The sequence below is a fragment of the uncultured Tissierella sp. genome (assembly GCF_902479755.1).
Taxonomy (GTDB): Bacteria; Bacillota; Clostridia; order Tissierellales; family Tissierellaceae; genus Tissierella; species Tissierella carlieri.
The window spans coordinates 59,742-73,586 of sequence record NZ_CABSQO010000006.1; the positions used below are offsets into that span (position 1 = coordinate 59,742).

Genomic DNA, 13,845 nt, shown 5'->3' on the forward strand with positions numbered 1-13,845 from the left:
GTCGATAATGGGAAAACCAATATTAGTCATGGAAATGATATCCAAGAGTTTTCCGGGAGTAAAGGCTCTAGATAGCGTAAATTTTACAGTATATGAAAATGAAGTGATGGCCCTATTAGGTGAAAATGGTGCAGGAAAAAGTACATTAATGAAGATATTATCAGGAGTATATAAAAGAGACTCAGGTCAGATAATTCTTGAGGGCCAGCCAGTGGAGATGATTTCACCAAAAGATGCTACTGATAAGGGAATAGCAATAATTCATCAAGAATTAAATTTGATCCCCTATCTGACAGTATACGAAAATATATTTTTAGGCAGAGAATTGAAGCTAGCAACAGGAGTTCTTAATAAAAGAGAAATGATAAGACAATCAGATGAATTGTTAAGAAAACTAAAAGTAAATATTAATCCTAATGTAAAAGTGAACACATTATCTATCGCTCAGCAGCAAATGGTAGAAATAGCTAAAGCACTCTCATTAAATGCTAAGATCATTATAATGGATGAACCTACAGACACCTTAACAGATCAAGAAGTAGAAAATTTATTTGAGATAATTAGGGAGCTAAAAAAAGAAGGAAAAGGAATAGTATATATATCTCATAGACTAAAAGAGGTCTTTGAAATATGTGATAAACTTACAGTTCTTCGAGATGGACAGTTTATAGCTGAGAAAAAAGTATCAGAAGTAGATGAAGATGAGATTATACGACTTATGGTAGGTAGAACGCTAGAAGAACAATTTCCCTATATAAAAACTAATTTTCAAGAAGAAGTATTAAATGTAGAGAATTTAAGTAATGAATATATTAAAGATATTGGATTTACACTTAGAAAAGGTGAGATACTAGGGATTTCCGGATTAGTAGGTGCTGGTAGAACGGAATTAGCAAAAACACTTTATGGAGTATATAAAAAGGATAGGGGCACAGTGACATTAGATGGTGAAAAAGTAAATCTTAGAACTCCAAAAGAGGCATTAGATAAAGGTATAGTATATGTGTCAGAAGATCGAAAGCATGACGGACTTATTTTAATGATGGATGTAAGGAGTAACATGACCATATCTGCATTGGAGAAATTCAAAAGATTTCTAGGTATAGATAAAAAGAAAGAAAATAGGATTGCATCAGAATATAGAGAGAAAATTAATATAAAGACACCTTCTCTTCATCAAAAAGTTCAGAACCTGAGTGGTGGAAATCAGCAGAAGGTAGCAATTGCCAAATCACTTCTTACAGACCCAAAGGTATTAATCTTAGATGAACCAACAAGAGGTGTTGATGTAGGAGCCAAAAAAGAAATATATGATCTTTTAAATAAAATCAAGGAGGAAGGCAGATCAATTATAATGATTTCATCAGAAATGCCAGAGATACTAGGAATGAGTGATCGTATATTAGTAATGCATGAAGGACAATTAAGAGGTGAGATATCTAGAGAAGAAGCTACACAAGAAAAAATAATGAGCTATATAGTAAGAGGGGAGGATAGATAGAATGGAAAATAGAAACTTAGACAAGTTAAGACCAATAATTGGACTAATAATTTTCTCAGTAATTATAAGTATTTTAAATCCAAGATTTCTAACTATGGGAAATCTTCTAAATGTATTTAGACAAACATCTATAAATGCAATAATTGCTGCTGGAATGACCTTTGTAATATTATCAGCGGGCATAGATTTATCTGTAGGGTCTATTCTAGGATTTTCGGGAGCTGTAGGGGCGAAGATGCTAGCGTCAGGCTATAATATTTGGTTATCTCTCTTAGTGGCCATAGTTATTGGTGCAGTAGCAGGAATAGTAAATGGAATAATTATTACTAGAGGAAAGGTACAACCATTTATAGCCACTCTTGCTATTATGATTCTTTTGAGAGGTGCAACAATGGTATTTACCTCTGGGAGGCCAATACCTGTTTCTGGAGAACATATATCAGGGGTATTTAGATGGATTGGTACGGGAGTAGTATTAGGTATACCAGTACCAATAGCTATTATGATTATTGTATTTATAGTCTGCTATTACATTTTAAACCACACTCAATATGGAAGACATCTATATGCTGTAGGAGGTAATGAAGAAGCCTCGTTATTATCTGGTGTAAATACTGCTAAGATAAAAATATTAGCATATACAGCTAGTGGTATACTAGCAGCTATTGCTGGAATCATTGTAACATCTAGACTATCTTCAGCTCAACCAACATCAGGAGAGGGCTATGAATTAGATGCAATAGCGGCAGTAGTACTTGGCGGAACGTCTTTAGTAGGTGGACAAGGTACGATAATAGGGACTATTATTGGTGCGTTGATTATAGGAATACTTAATAATGCTTTAAATCTAATGGATGTACAGTCCTATTATCAAATGATAGCCAAAGCAATAGTAATAATAGTTGCAGTGCTGCTAGATAAAAAAGAGAAGACAAAATAAAGGTGGTATAAATATGAAGAAAACAGGTCTTTTACATGGAGAACTATCTAAGGTTATAGCAGAGATGGCCCATAATGATATGATTTTAATTGGAGATGCAGGAATGCCAGTACCAAAGGGAGTACAATTAATAGATCTTGCAATAACCAATGGTGTGCCAGGTTTTTTTGATGTATTAAAAGCAGTATTAGGCGAATTGTGTGTAACTGAAGGAATAATCGGAACTGAGATGAGTGAAGTTAGTCCTAATTTAAAAAAAGAACTAGAAGAGGTTGTAAAAGGTGAATTTATTTTAAAAGCTATTTCACATGAAGAATTAAAAGAGCTGTCTTATAATGTAAAAGCGGTGATTAGAACTGGGGAATTCACACCCTATGCAAATATAATTCTTAAATCAGGAGTATTATTTTAGTCATTGTTTTCTATAGGGCAAATGCCTAGAAGAAATATAAATTAATTGAAAAGGAGAGAGTTAACATGAAAAAACTATTAGTGCTTTTATTAGTATTAATTCTATCATTATCATTAGTAGCATGTAGTTCTAATACGGGAGGGAAATCAACTGACGGAGCAAAGAAAATAGGACTAGTAATATCAACTCAGACAAATCCTTTCTTCGTATCGCTTAAAGAAGGGGCAGAAGCAAAAGCAAAAGAATTAGGAGTAGAAATTATAGTACTAGATTCACAAGATGATCCAGCAAAAGAAATATCAAATATGGAGGACTTAATAACAAAAGGTGTTGACTTAATCTTAGTTAATCCAACAGATTCTGATGCAGTAGTAAATAGTGTTAGAGCTGCTAATGATGCAAAGATACCTGTAATTACATTAGATAGGGCATCAAATGGTGGAGAAGTTCTATCTCATATAGCTTCTGATAACGTAGCAGGTGGAAAGATGGCAGGAGAATTTATAATTGAAAAATTAGGTGGAAAGGGCAATGTAGTAGAATTAGAAGGTATAGCAGGAACAAGTGCAGCGAGAGATCGTGGACAAGGATTTAATGAGGCTGTAGCTGCCTCTGAGCTTAAAGTAGTAGCAAAACAAACTGCAGACTTTGATAGGGTAAAAGGGTTAGATGTAATGGAAAATATTCTTCAATCACAGCCAGACATCCAAGCACTATTTGCTCATAATGATGAGATGGCTCTAGGTGCACTGGAAGCAATAAAAGCTAGTGGAAGAGATATAATGGTAGTAGGATTTGATGCTACTGATGATGCTGTAGCATCAGTAAATGCAGGAGAAATGGCTGCAACAGTAGCTCAGCAGCCAACACTAATTGGATCAATTGGTGTTGAAACAGCAGTTAAAGCATTAAATGAAGAAAAGGTAGAAGCAAGTATTCCAGTAGAATTAAGTTTAGTTATTAAATAGATAAAATTAAGTAAATAGAAATGGAGTAGAAGGTAACTAAAAATTAGTTACCTTCTACTCCATTTTTACTCAACAAATCCAAATTTTGGAATACATTAAATTATGAAATAGTGTATAATTAAATCAGTTATCTACGGAGGTGATCCAAATGTTAGAAAAATATAAAGTGCCAGTTGAAAAGTTAAGAAATCAATGTGATCCAAATATATTTCCTCATGAAACTACGGAGGAGTGGATAGTAGATAGAGAGCTAATAGGTCAAGATAGAGCTATGGAAGCATTAAAATATGGACTCTCAATGAAGAGAAAAGGATATAATATTTATGTATCAGGTTTTATAGGTACAGGAAGAAACTCCTATTCATATTTAGTTGCTGAAGAATTTGCTAAGAAAAAACCTACACCTTGTGATTGGTGTTATGTATATAATTTTAAAAAGCCAAATTGTCCTAAGGCAATAAATTTACCTTCTGGGAAAGGAATAGGTTTTAAACAAGAAATAGAATCAGCTATAAAGAATATAGAGACTGAAATACCTAGGGCCTTAAGCTCAAAAGATTATGAAGATAGTAAAAATGCTATATTTAATGAAAATAAAAAAGTAGCTGAAAGTATATTAATGGAATTGAATAATTTTGCAAAGGAATATAGTTTCGTATTTAAGCAAACAGATAGAGGTATATTGAGCATACCCTTGATTGATAATAGACCTATGACTGATGAAGAACTTGAAAAATTATCAGATGATGAAATGGATAGACTTGGAGATATATCTATAGAGTTAACTCAAAAATCTTATGATTATATTAAGCGAATAAAGGCCGTTGAAACTAAATTAAAAAATGAAATAAAAAGAATAAAGGAAGAACAAATTGTATTAGTAGCTACTACATTTATAGGGCCAATTCAAGTAAAGTATAGAGAAAATGAAGGAATAACTAGTTTTCTTTTGGATATGAAGGAAGATATAGTAAAAAATTACGAAATGTTTTTAGATAATGAAGAAGAAAACTATGTGGAGAAGATCTTTTTACAAGGGAACAAAAAAGAGGATTTTTTAAAAAGATATTCTATCAATTTATTTATAGATAATAGCTATACTCAAGGAGCGCCAGTTATTAGGGAGATGAATCCTAATTATTATAATTTATTTGGTAAAATAGAGTATGCTAATGAGATGGGTGTTGCAAAGACAGATCATACTAGAATTAAACCAGGTTCTATGCATGAAGCTAATGGAGGATATATATTAATTCAAGCAAAAGACATTTTACAAAATAGAATTTCTTGGGAAGGGTTAAAGAGGACAATAACTACTGAGGAATTAAAGGTTGAAAATATTTACAGTTCAAATCTAACATCTGAAACATTAAATCCTGAGGCAATTCCATTAGATATTAAGATAATAATTATTGGTGATTATATCACCTATCATATTTTGTATGCTTATGATGAAGAATTCAAAAAAATATTTAGAATAAGAGCAGACTTTGATACTGAAATGGAGAGAAATGAAGAAAATATATTAAAAATAGGTTCTTTTGTAGCTTATCAATGTAAAGAGGAAAACTTGCTACCATTTCATAGAGAGGCATTAGGAGCAATAATAGATTTAAGCAGTAGAATAGCAGATGAGAAAAACAAACTTACTGCCAGTTTTAATGAACTTGTAGAGATAATATATGAAGCTGATGGTTGGGCATCAAGTGAATATAAAAAAGTAGTTACAAAAGAAGATGTTGAAAAGGCAATATTAAAGAAACAGTATAGAAATAATTCATATGAGGAAAAACTTTTAGAGTTAATAAATAATGAAACTATCTTGATAGATACTCAAGGAGAAAAAGTCGGAGAAATAAATGGTCTATCAGTTATTGATTTAGGTCAATATTCTTTTGGTAGACCTACTAAGATAACTGCAAATACCTACTTTGGAAAAGATGGAATAATAAATATTGAAAAAGAAACAGAGCAAAGTGGAAATATCCATGATAAGGGAGTTTTAATTATGAGTGGATATTTAGGGGAGAAATATGCTCAAAATATTCAATTATCTATGACAGCTAGTATTACCTTTGAGCAATCCTATGATGGTATAGATGGAGATAGTGCATCAAGTACTGAGTTGTACGCTATATTATCAAGTCTAGGAGATATCCCAGTAAAACAAGGAATTGCGGTAACTGGTTCTGTGAATCAAAAGGGAAAAATACAGCCTATTGGAGGAGTAAATGAGAAGATAGAGGGCTTCTATAAGATTTGCAAGATAAAAGGATTCAAAGGTGGGGAGGGAGTTATAATTCCAAGTAAAAACATAGAAAATTTAATGCTAAATGATGAAGTAATTATGGCAGTAAAAGATGGAAAGTTCACTATTTATGCCATAGATACTATAGATGAGGGAATGGAAATATTAACAGGTATAAAAGCAGGAGAATTAAATGAAAGTGGAGAATACGAAGAAAATACTATTAATGCTTATGTACAAGAAAAACTAATATATTATGCTATGCTAGATAAAGAATTAGAAGAATAGAAAATAGATTTCAAACTAAGATAAGAAAAAGGGATGGATTATTAAAATACCATCCCTTAGAATTATTCAGTTGCATAATTATCGAAATACCCTTGAATAAGTACTACAGGGGTACCTTTATCACCACTACCGCTAGTTAAATCACAAAGGCTCCCTAATAAATCCGTTAATCTCCTAGGAGTTGTACCAAGAGATTCTTCTTTTGCCACCATATGATTATTTTTAGTATTTATTTTCTTTTTAACAGCCTGTATAACTTCATCACCACGTAAAGCATCTAATTCTGTATCAACGATATATTTTAATTTTAATTCATTTGGTGTACCTTCTAACCCCTTAGTGTATCCTGGAGAAACTACTGGATCAGCAAGTTCCCAAATTTTTCCGACTGGATCTTTAAAAGCCCCATCTCCATAAATCATAACCTCAATGTTCTTACCAACTTTTTCCTTAATCTTGTTTTGTACAGATTCTACAAAAACCTGACAATCTCTTGGAAATAGTTTTAGCTCATGGTCAGAAGAAAGGTTTGAACCAAGTACTCCATATTCTGGATTGTAACCAGAGCTATCTATAGGCGAGTTTAAAATATCATCTAGCCCATAAACTAGATTAGCTCCAGCTTCTTTAAGTATTCTTTTAGTTCTATGCCTATCATGAACATTCGCCACCAAGATATCTTTCGTATAGTTTAATATAGTTCTTGGATCGTTAGAGAAAATTATTTCAATATTTTCTTTACCTATTTCTTTATATACATTTACATAGTCTACTCCTGTAAAAGGATGTACTACTTTTTCACCAAATAGTTTTCTATAATCAGATTCCGTTAAGACATCAGTATAAGGATTGATTTTCAATTCATCCATTTTATCTATATCCATTAGGTGATTTCCTACTTCATCTGATGGGTAGGAAAGAAGTAATACTACTTTTCTTCCACTGGATATTATTCCTTTTAATATAATGGAAAATCTATTTCTACTCAAAATTGGGAAAACTAATCCTATAGTTGAAGGGAATTTAGATTCAATATCTTTTCCTATAATATCAGCAGTAGCATAATTACCTTGGGCTCTAGCTAATAAGGATTCAGTAATACCTAAAACATCTCTATCGTTAATATGAAAGTTTTCAGAGTTAGCTGCTAGGAGTAAAGAATCCACTACAATATTAACTAAATCGTCGCCTTTCTTGACAATAGGGGTTCTAATACCTCTTGCTGTAGTGCCTACGGTTCTTACCATTATAATTCCTCCTAAATAACAAATTTAACACCTCATATATTATATCATTAATAATATAAATTAAAAGATAGTGTTAAGTTTATTTTTTCAAACAATTAATTATTTCCTTTTCAGTTATAATTAAATCTACAGGTATATCAAAGGAATCTGTAGGAACTTCATCTGTGACTTGTAGGTCAAAAGCTAATCCAATCTTATCCACTTTTTTTTCAAATTTAGATAAAAATCTATCATAATAACCGCCACCATATCCAACCCTATAACCATTTCTAGCGAAGACCACACCAGGAACTAAAATTAGGTCTATAGTACTAGGATCAATAAATCTTATATATTTTTTCTTAGGGGTAAGGATATTATAGTATCCTAATTCAAGTTCTGAAAAATCTAAGACTTCAGAAACCTTCAATTCTTTAGTTTTAGGTATGGTTATAGGTACAACTATTGATTTATTATGGCTTATAGATCTTTTAATTATTTCATGTGTATTAACCTCGGAATCAAAACTAATGAAAGACATAATGGTTTTAGCTTCTTTATAAGAATCCATTTTATACAATTTCTCCGCAATAATATCGCTATATTCAATAATATTTTTAGGAGATAAATCCGCTCTTTTTTGCAAGACTTTTTCTCTTAAAATTTTTTTGTCCAAAATAATCACCTCTTATGGTTTATTTATCTTACATTTTATATTATAATATACAATTAAGGGAAAGTAAAAAATGTTTCTATAAAATATTATCAAGGTAACCTTTTTTAAAAAGAATAATTTATGAGAATTTTTCTATGCATCATAAGAGAATGGAAATTAATGGGACTTTACTCGAATTTTAATATATTATATTATAGAAAAACGAGGTGATATGTTTGATAAAATTTGAAAATGTAAGCAAAGAATATGATAATAATGTTAAGGCACTTTCAAATATAAATGTGAATATACATAAAGGTGAATTTGTTTTTGTAGTAGGTTCATCTGGGGCAGGTAAATCTACTATGATTAAATTATTATTAAAAGAAGAACAACCTACGGAGGGTAAGATAATATTAAATGATATGGATATTACAAAGGTTAGAAATAGAAGAGTACCCTATATTAGGAGAGATGTAGGTGTTGTATTTCAAGATTTTAGGCTGCTGCCAAATAAGACTGTATATGAAAATGTAGCCTTTGCAATGGAAATAATAGGTTCTCATCCTAAGGAAATAAGAAGAAAGGTACCCATGGTACTTAGTATGGTAGACTTGAGTAGAAAGGCATCTAGTTATCCAGATCAGTTATCTGGAGGAGAACGTCAAAGAGTATCTATTGCCAGGGCAATAGTCAATAGTCCTCCTGTGTTGATTGCGGACGAGCCTACTGGTAATTTAGATCCAGAAACTGCATGGGAAATAATGAAAGTTCTATCTGAAATAAATGGTAGAGGTACTACAATACTTATGGCAACCCATGCCAAAGACATAGTAAACCAAATGAAGAAAAGAGTAATAGAAATTCATGATGGTAAATTAGTTAGAGATGAACAGAAGGGCGGGTATGGTGATGCGATTTCGGGTGTTTAAGAACACAATAAAACAAGGGTTTCAGGGCATGTGGCGAAACCGTGGTATGGGACTAGCATCTGTTGGATCCATATCAGCTGTACTTATGATACTAGGTATAGTTTTAATTTTAATCTTAAGTATAAATAATTTAGTATTAGAGGTAAAAACTAAGTTTGATGAAATACAAGTATTTTTAGAACTAGATCTAGAAGATAAAGATATAGAACCTATAGAGGAATCCATAAAATCAATAGAAGGTGTATTATCTGTAGTATTTCGCTCTAAGGAGCAAGGACTAGAAATAATGAAGGAACAATGGGAAGAAGAGAGCTATGTGCTAGAAGGGCTGGAAGATGATAATCCTCTTCAAAATTCTTATATAATTCAGTTAAAAGATATAAAATATGCAGATTCAGTAGTTGAGACACTTAAGTCTATAAAAGGAATAGAGGATGTAAACTATTATAAGGATATAATAGACAAGCTTATGGTAGTTGCTAATTATATTAGATTTGGAGGTATAGTTGTAATAGGAATCTTAGTATTGGTATCAGTATTTATTATTTCCAATACTATAAAAATTACAGTGGCCTCAAGAAAAAGAGAGATAAATATAATGAAATATGTAGGTGCAACTAATGGTTATATAAGAGGACCATTTATTATAGAAGGAATATTATTTGGGCTTATTGGAGCGGTATTTTCCATATTATTGATAAATTATGGATATGAATATTTCTTCAAATCAGTCAGTGATAAGCTCTATGTTCTTCTTACAGTATATCTAGTGCCGCCGTCTCTGCTAATTAAGGACATAACAATAATGTTTACAGCTATAGGTGTTGGAATCGGGGCATTAGGGAGTATAGTATCTTTAAAACGTTTTCTTAATGTATAGGGGGGGCAATATGAAAAAAAGAAAAATTATATTTTTGGTTCTAGCTTTAATATTTACATTTAACTTTATTCAAGCATATGCAGATTCAGTAAATGATTTGAAAAAGCAGCAGAAAAATGTTAATAAGCAGATAGAGAATACAAAAAAAGAAATTAAAGCCATTGAACAACAGGCAAAGGATGTATCTAAACAAATAGCAGATTTGGATGTAAAGATGGATAATGCTACTAATGAGTTAAATAATGTAGAAAAAGAATTACAGGATTTAGAGAATAATATTGAAAAGACAACACTAGAATTAAAAGAGGCAGAAGAGAATGTTAATGATAAACAAGAAACATTTAATAAAAGATTAAGGGTAATGTATAAGAATGGAAATGTAGGATATCTTGAAGTACTTTTAGCATCTTCTGATATTAAGGATTTTTTATCTAGACAAGATATGATAAAAGCTATAGCAAAGCATGATACTGAATTAATAGAATATATGAAGGAGCAAAGAGATATAATAGATACAAAGAAAACAGAGCTGGAAATGCAAAAAAATGCAGTGGAGACATCTAAAACTAAGTTGGAAGCTAGAAGGAGAGATTTAGAAAAGGCTACCAGAGAAAAAAAGGACTTAATGGGTAGATTAGAAAAGGATAAAGTAGCATATGAAAAAGAATATGATAAGTTAAATGATTTTGCTAAGGAAATTGAATCAAAGATAGTTAAATTGCAAAGAAATACTGGGGCATATACTGGAGGAGGTAAGATGGAATGGCCTGTACCAGTATATAAAAGAGTAAGTTCTCTTTATGGTTATAGAATCCATCCAGTTTTTAAGACTAAAAAATTGCATACAGGAGTCGATATATCGGCTAATCATGGAGAAAGAGTAATTGCAGCAGAAGCAGGAGTAGTAATATATTCAGGCACATTAGGTGGTTACGGCAAAACAATAATGATAGATCATGGAGGCGGTATAGTTACACTTTATGGTCATAACTCATCCTTAGTAGTTTCAGAGGGTAAGGAAGTAAAACGAGGAGATACTATAGCAAAGATTGGAAGTACAGGAGTATCTACTGGGCCACATTGTCACTTTGAAGTAAGAAAAAATGGAGCATATCAAGATCCAATGCCATGGTTAAAGAGTAAATAACAAAAAGGGGAAATGATCCCCTTTTTTTAATATAAAAATTGGTTAAATATATTATTTAGAAACCTCCTTATTAGTGTAAAAATAACTTTGACAGCTGTAAAATAAAGTGATACTATATCTACAGGATAAAAATTTAACAATCTTATATAATATCACGGTAAAATAAAAGGAGGAAGAGCATCATGAAAGGTCTTGTTTTTAAAGATATTAATCAAATTGAATTACAAGAAATAGAAAAGCCTATGATTGAAAAAGAAACTGATGCGATAATTAGAATCACTATGACAACTATTTGTGGAAGTGATATTCATTTATACCACGGACATATGCAAACCACTCCAGGGTATACATTAGGACATGAATATGTAGGAATTGTTGAAGAAGTTGGGGAAGCAGTAAAAAGCCTAAAAAAAGGTGATAGAGTAATTGGACCAGCTGCTCCTTTCTGTGGATATTGTGAAAACTGCAAAAATGGTCATATAGCTCAATGTAAAAATGGGGGAGTACATGGTAGTGGAAAGGAGTTTGGAAATATTCCAGGTACTCATGCAGAATTTTCACGAGTACCATTTGCTGATAATAACTTAATAAAAGTTCCTGAAAACCTTAAAGACGAACAAGTATTATTCGTAGGTGATGTATTGTCTACGGGATACTTTGGTGCAGAAAAATGTAGGATTCAGCCTGGAGATGATGTAGTTATATTTGGTGCTGGTCCTGTTGGATTATGTGCTGTACAAGCAGCAAAATTATTTAGTCCTAAAAATATAATTCTTATAGGAAGAAAAAATCAATTAAGACTTGATATAGGAAAAAAACTAGGAGCAACACATATTATAAGAACTGATAAAGATGATTTATTTAAGAGTATATCTGAAATAACTAAAGGAAAAGGTGCAGATGCAGCTATTGAAGCTTCTGGATCAGAAATTGCACTTCAACAAGCAGTTAAGTGTGTAGGAATCAGTGGCAGAGTTTCTCTGGTTGGACTTTATTCAAAAAATATTGAGTTGCCATTACCAGAAATATTTATGAAAAATATATCAATTGAAATGGGGTTAGGATACTTAGGTCATATGCAGCGTTTACTTAATATGGTTGAATCAGGTCAAATAGATATGACATCACTAATAACCCATCGCATGAAATTAGATGATATAGTTAAAGCCTATGATATATTTGAAAATAATCAAAATGAAGTTGTAAAAGTTGTAGTAACACCATAAAACTTATAACTAATACGGTACTATTATAAATCCTCTATTTCCATCTTAAATGGTAGTAGAGGATTTATAAATATTTTAATAAGTTATATACACTAATCTTTAGGCTTTTTAATGTATTTAATTAATGGTATAATCTTAATGTAAAATAAATACAATAGTTGTATAACCCAAAAATTATAGAGGTGAGAAAATGTCCAAGAAGAAAGTCATAACTTTAATGGTAGTTTTATTATTGATTACAAATGCAATTACTTTCGGTCTAACTAATTTGATGAGCATAACATTTAATAATAAGGCATATGTGCCTTTGGCAGAATATAATAAACTTAAATCTATTTATAATGAATTTTCAAAGGTAATGGCAGTAGAAAATTATGTTAAGGAAAATTACTTGCGAGATGTGGATGAAAAGAAATTAGTTGATGGACAATTAAAGGGTATGCTCCAATCCCTTGAAGATCCATATTCTAATTATATGACTCAAGATGAATTTGCATCATTTTTACAACAAACTAGCGGAACATATGCTGGAATTGGAGTTGTAGTTACTCCAGGAGAGGATAATCTAATAACCGTAGTATCTCCAATAGAAGGTACCCCTGGAGAAAAATCAGGTATAAAGAGTGGAGATAAGATAATAAAGGTAAATGGAATAGAATATCTTGGAGAAAACATGGATCAGGCTGTAAAGGTAATGAAAGGTGACCCGAATACTAAAGTGGTTCTAACCATTATGAGAAAAGATAAAGCTGGAAAAAATGATATTTTTGATCTTGAAATAACTAGGGAAATAATTAGATTAATTACTGTGAAATCTAGCCTAATAGATGATAATATTGGATATATAAAGATTACATCCTTTGATGATTTAACATATAAAGATTTTAAGACGGAATTAGATAAACTTGGAAGACGTAATATTAAAGGTTTGATTATAGATTTGAGAAATAATCCTGGCGGATTATTAGATAGATGTGCTCAAATAGCTGACGAATTATTAGGAGAAGGTGACATTGTATATACTCAAACTAAGAGTGGTAAAAGAGAATATTTAAAATCTAACAAATCAATGGTTGATTATCCATTAGTCTTACTTGTTAATGGAGGGTCTGCATCAGCATCAGAGATACTAGCAGGTGCAATTAAAGACCATAAGAGAGGGACATTAATTGGAACAACAACATTTGGAAAAGGAGTTGTACAAAGAATACACGATTTAGACGATGGATCTGGATTGAAATTAACTATTTCAGAGTATTTCACACCGAATGGTATTAATATCCATGGAGTTGGAATAGCACCAGATATTATAGTAGAGTTACCAGAAGGTGTTGAAGAAATAGGTGTAGATAACTTAAAAGAAGACATTCAGTTAAGGACAGCTATAGATGAAATAAAATCAAAAATTAAATAAGCTCAAAT

Annotated in this window: 12 protein-coding genes; 10 read left to right on the forward strand and 2 right to left on the reverse strand. The window is 31.5% G+C overall.

The genetic code is table 11. The features are described from left to right. Window positions 1–7 precede the first annotated feature (7 nt). From RDK80_RS04965 to RDK80_RS04985, 5 genes are all read left to right on the forward strand, one after another. Window positions 8–1,501 (forward strand): ATP-binding cassette domain-containing protein, encoded by a 1,494-nt coding sequence (locus RDK80_RS04965; RefSeq protein WP_308523664.1) that lies wholly within the window; start codon window positions 8–10, stop codon window positions 1,499–1,501. A gap of 1 nt (window position 1,502) precedes the next feature. Next, complete coding sequence (gene rbsC, locus RDK80_RS04970) at window positions 1,503–2,441, forward strand: ribose ABC transporter permease (RefSeq protein ID WP_094899132.1); 939 nt, start codon at window positions 1,503–1,505, stop codon at window positions 2,439–2,441. A gap of 13 nt (window positions 2,442–2,454) precedes the next feature. After that, entirely contained in the window at window positions 2,455–2,853 is a 399-nt protein-coding gene (rbsD, locus tag RDK80_RS04975; RefSeq protein WP_094899133.1) for a D-ribose pyranase, read from the forward strand. A gap of 65 nt (window positions 2,854–2,918) precedes the next feature. Continuing rightward, window positions 2,919–3,821 (forward strand): ribose ABC transporter substrate-binding protein RbsB, encoded by a 903-nt coding sequence (rbsB, locus tag RDK80_RS04980; RefSeq protein WP_094899135.1) that lies wholly within the window; start codon window positions 2,919–2,921, stop codon window positions 3,819–3,821. 148 nt (window positions 3,822–3,969) lie between these two features. Continuing rightward, window positions 3,970–6,357 carry an AAA family ATPase gene (locus RDK80_RS04985; RefSeq protein WP_308523665.1) on the forward strand — a complete coding sequence of 796 codons (2,388 nt, stop codon included), beginning with the start codon at window positions 3,970–3,972 and terminating at the stop codon, window positions 6,355–6,357. Window positions 6,358–6,419: 62 nt separating this feature from the next. On the opposite strand, the gene RDK80_RS04990 is transcribed toward RDK80_RS04985, so the two are convergent. Together RDK80_RS04990 and RDK80_RS04995 are read right to left on the reverse strand one after the other, a co-directional pair. Continuing rightward, window positions 6,420–7,604, reverse strand: coding sequence for a coenzyme F420-0:L-glutamate ligase (locus RDK80_RS04990; protein WP_308523666.1), 1,185 nt, complete (start codon window positions 7,602–7,604; stop codon window positions 6,420–6,422). Window positions 7,605–7,683: 79 nt separating this feature from the next. After that, window positions 7,684–8,259 (reverse strand): 5-formyltetrahydrofolate cyclo-ligase, encoded by a 576-nt coding sequence (locus RDK80_RS04995; RefSeq protein ID WP_201259640.1) that lies wholly within the window; start codon window positions 8,257–8,259, stop codon window positions 7,684–7,686. 215 nt (window positions 8,260–8,474) lie between these two features. Here RDK80_RS04995 and ftsE point away from each other — a divergent pair, with 215 nt between their 5' ends. The 5 genes from ftsE to RDK80_RS05020 all read left to right on the forward strand — a co-directional run bounded on the left by ftsE (window position 8,475) and on the right by RDK80_RS05020 (window position 13,837). Next, window positions 8,475–9,170, forward strand: coding sequence for a cell division ATP-binding protein FtsE (ftsE, locus tag RDK80_RS05000; protein ID WP_308523667.1), 696 nt, complete (start codon window positions 8,475–8,477; stop codon window positions 9,168–9,170). 28 nt (window positions 9,171–9,198) lie between these two features. Next, a complete protein-coding gene (gene ftsX / locus RDK80_RS05005) occupies window positions 9,199–10,050 on the forward strand; it encodes a permease-like cell division protein FtsX (RefSeq protein WP_235601204.1) in 852 nt (283 codons plus the stop codon). 10 nt (window positions 10,051–10,060) lie between these two features. Further along, window positions 10,061–11,197 carry a murein hydrolase activator EnvC gene (locus RDK80_RS05010; RefSeq protein WP_094899141.1) on the forward strand — a complete coding sequence of 379 codons (1,137 nt, stop codon included), beginning with the start codon at window positions 10,061–10,063 and terminating at the stop codon, window positions 11,195–11,197. A 182-nt stretch (window positions 11,198–11,379) separates the two neighbouring features. Continuing rightward, on the forward strand, window positions 11,380–12,423 hold the full coding sequence (locus RDK80_RS05015) for an alcohol dehydrogenase (protein ID WP_308523668.1): 1,044 nt from the start codon (window positions 11,380–11,382) through the stop codon (window positions 12,421–12,423). Window positions 12,424–12,613: 190 nt separating this feature from the next. After that, window positions 12,614–13,837: a S41 family peptidase gene (locus RDK80_RS05020; protein ID WP_094899144.1), complete on the forward strand. Its 1,224-nt coding sequence runs from the start codon at window positions 12,614–12,616 to the stop codon at window positions 13,835–13,837. Window positions 13,838–13,845 lie beyond the last annotated feature (8 nt).

Coding starts and splice junctions, on each gene's coding strand:
- RDK80_RS04965 (WP_308523664.1), top strand. CDS start 8: ATGGGAAAACCAATATTAGTCATGGAAATGATATCCAAGAGTTTTCCG.
- rbsC (WP_094899132.1), top strand. CDS start 1,503: ATGGAAAATAGAAACTTAGACAAGTTAAGACCAATAATTGGACTAATA.
- rbsD (WP_094899133.1), top strand. CDS start 2,455: ATGAAGAAAACAGGTCTTTTACATGGAGAACTATCTAAGGTTATAGCA.
- rbsB (WP_094899135.1), top strand. CDS start 2,919: ATGAAAAAACTATTAGTGCTTTTATTAGTATTAATTCTATCATTATCA.
- RDK80_RS04985 (WP_308523665.1), top strand. CDS start 3,970: ATGTTAGAAAAATATAAAGTGCCAGTTGAAAAGTTAAGAAATCAATGT.
- RDK80_RS04990 (WP_308523666.1), bottom strand. CDS start 7,604: ATGGTAAGAACCGTAGGCACTACAGCAAGAGGTATTAGAACCCCTATT.
- ftsX (WP_235601204.1), top strand. CDS start 9,199: ATGTGGCGAAACCGTGGTATGGGACTAGCATCTGTTGGATCCATATCA.
- RDK80_RS05010 (WP_094899141.1), top strand. CDS start 10,061: ATGAAAAAAAGAAAAATTATATTTTTGGTTCTAGCTTTAATATTTACA.
- RDK80_RS05015 (WP_308523668.1), top strand. CDS start 11,380: ATGAAAGGTCTTGTTTTTAAAGATATTAATCAAATTGAATTACAAGAA.
- RDK80_RS05020 (WP_094899144.1), top strand. CDS start 12,614: ATGTCCAAGAAGAAAGTCATAACTTTAATGGTAGTTTTATTATTGATT.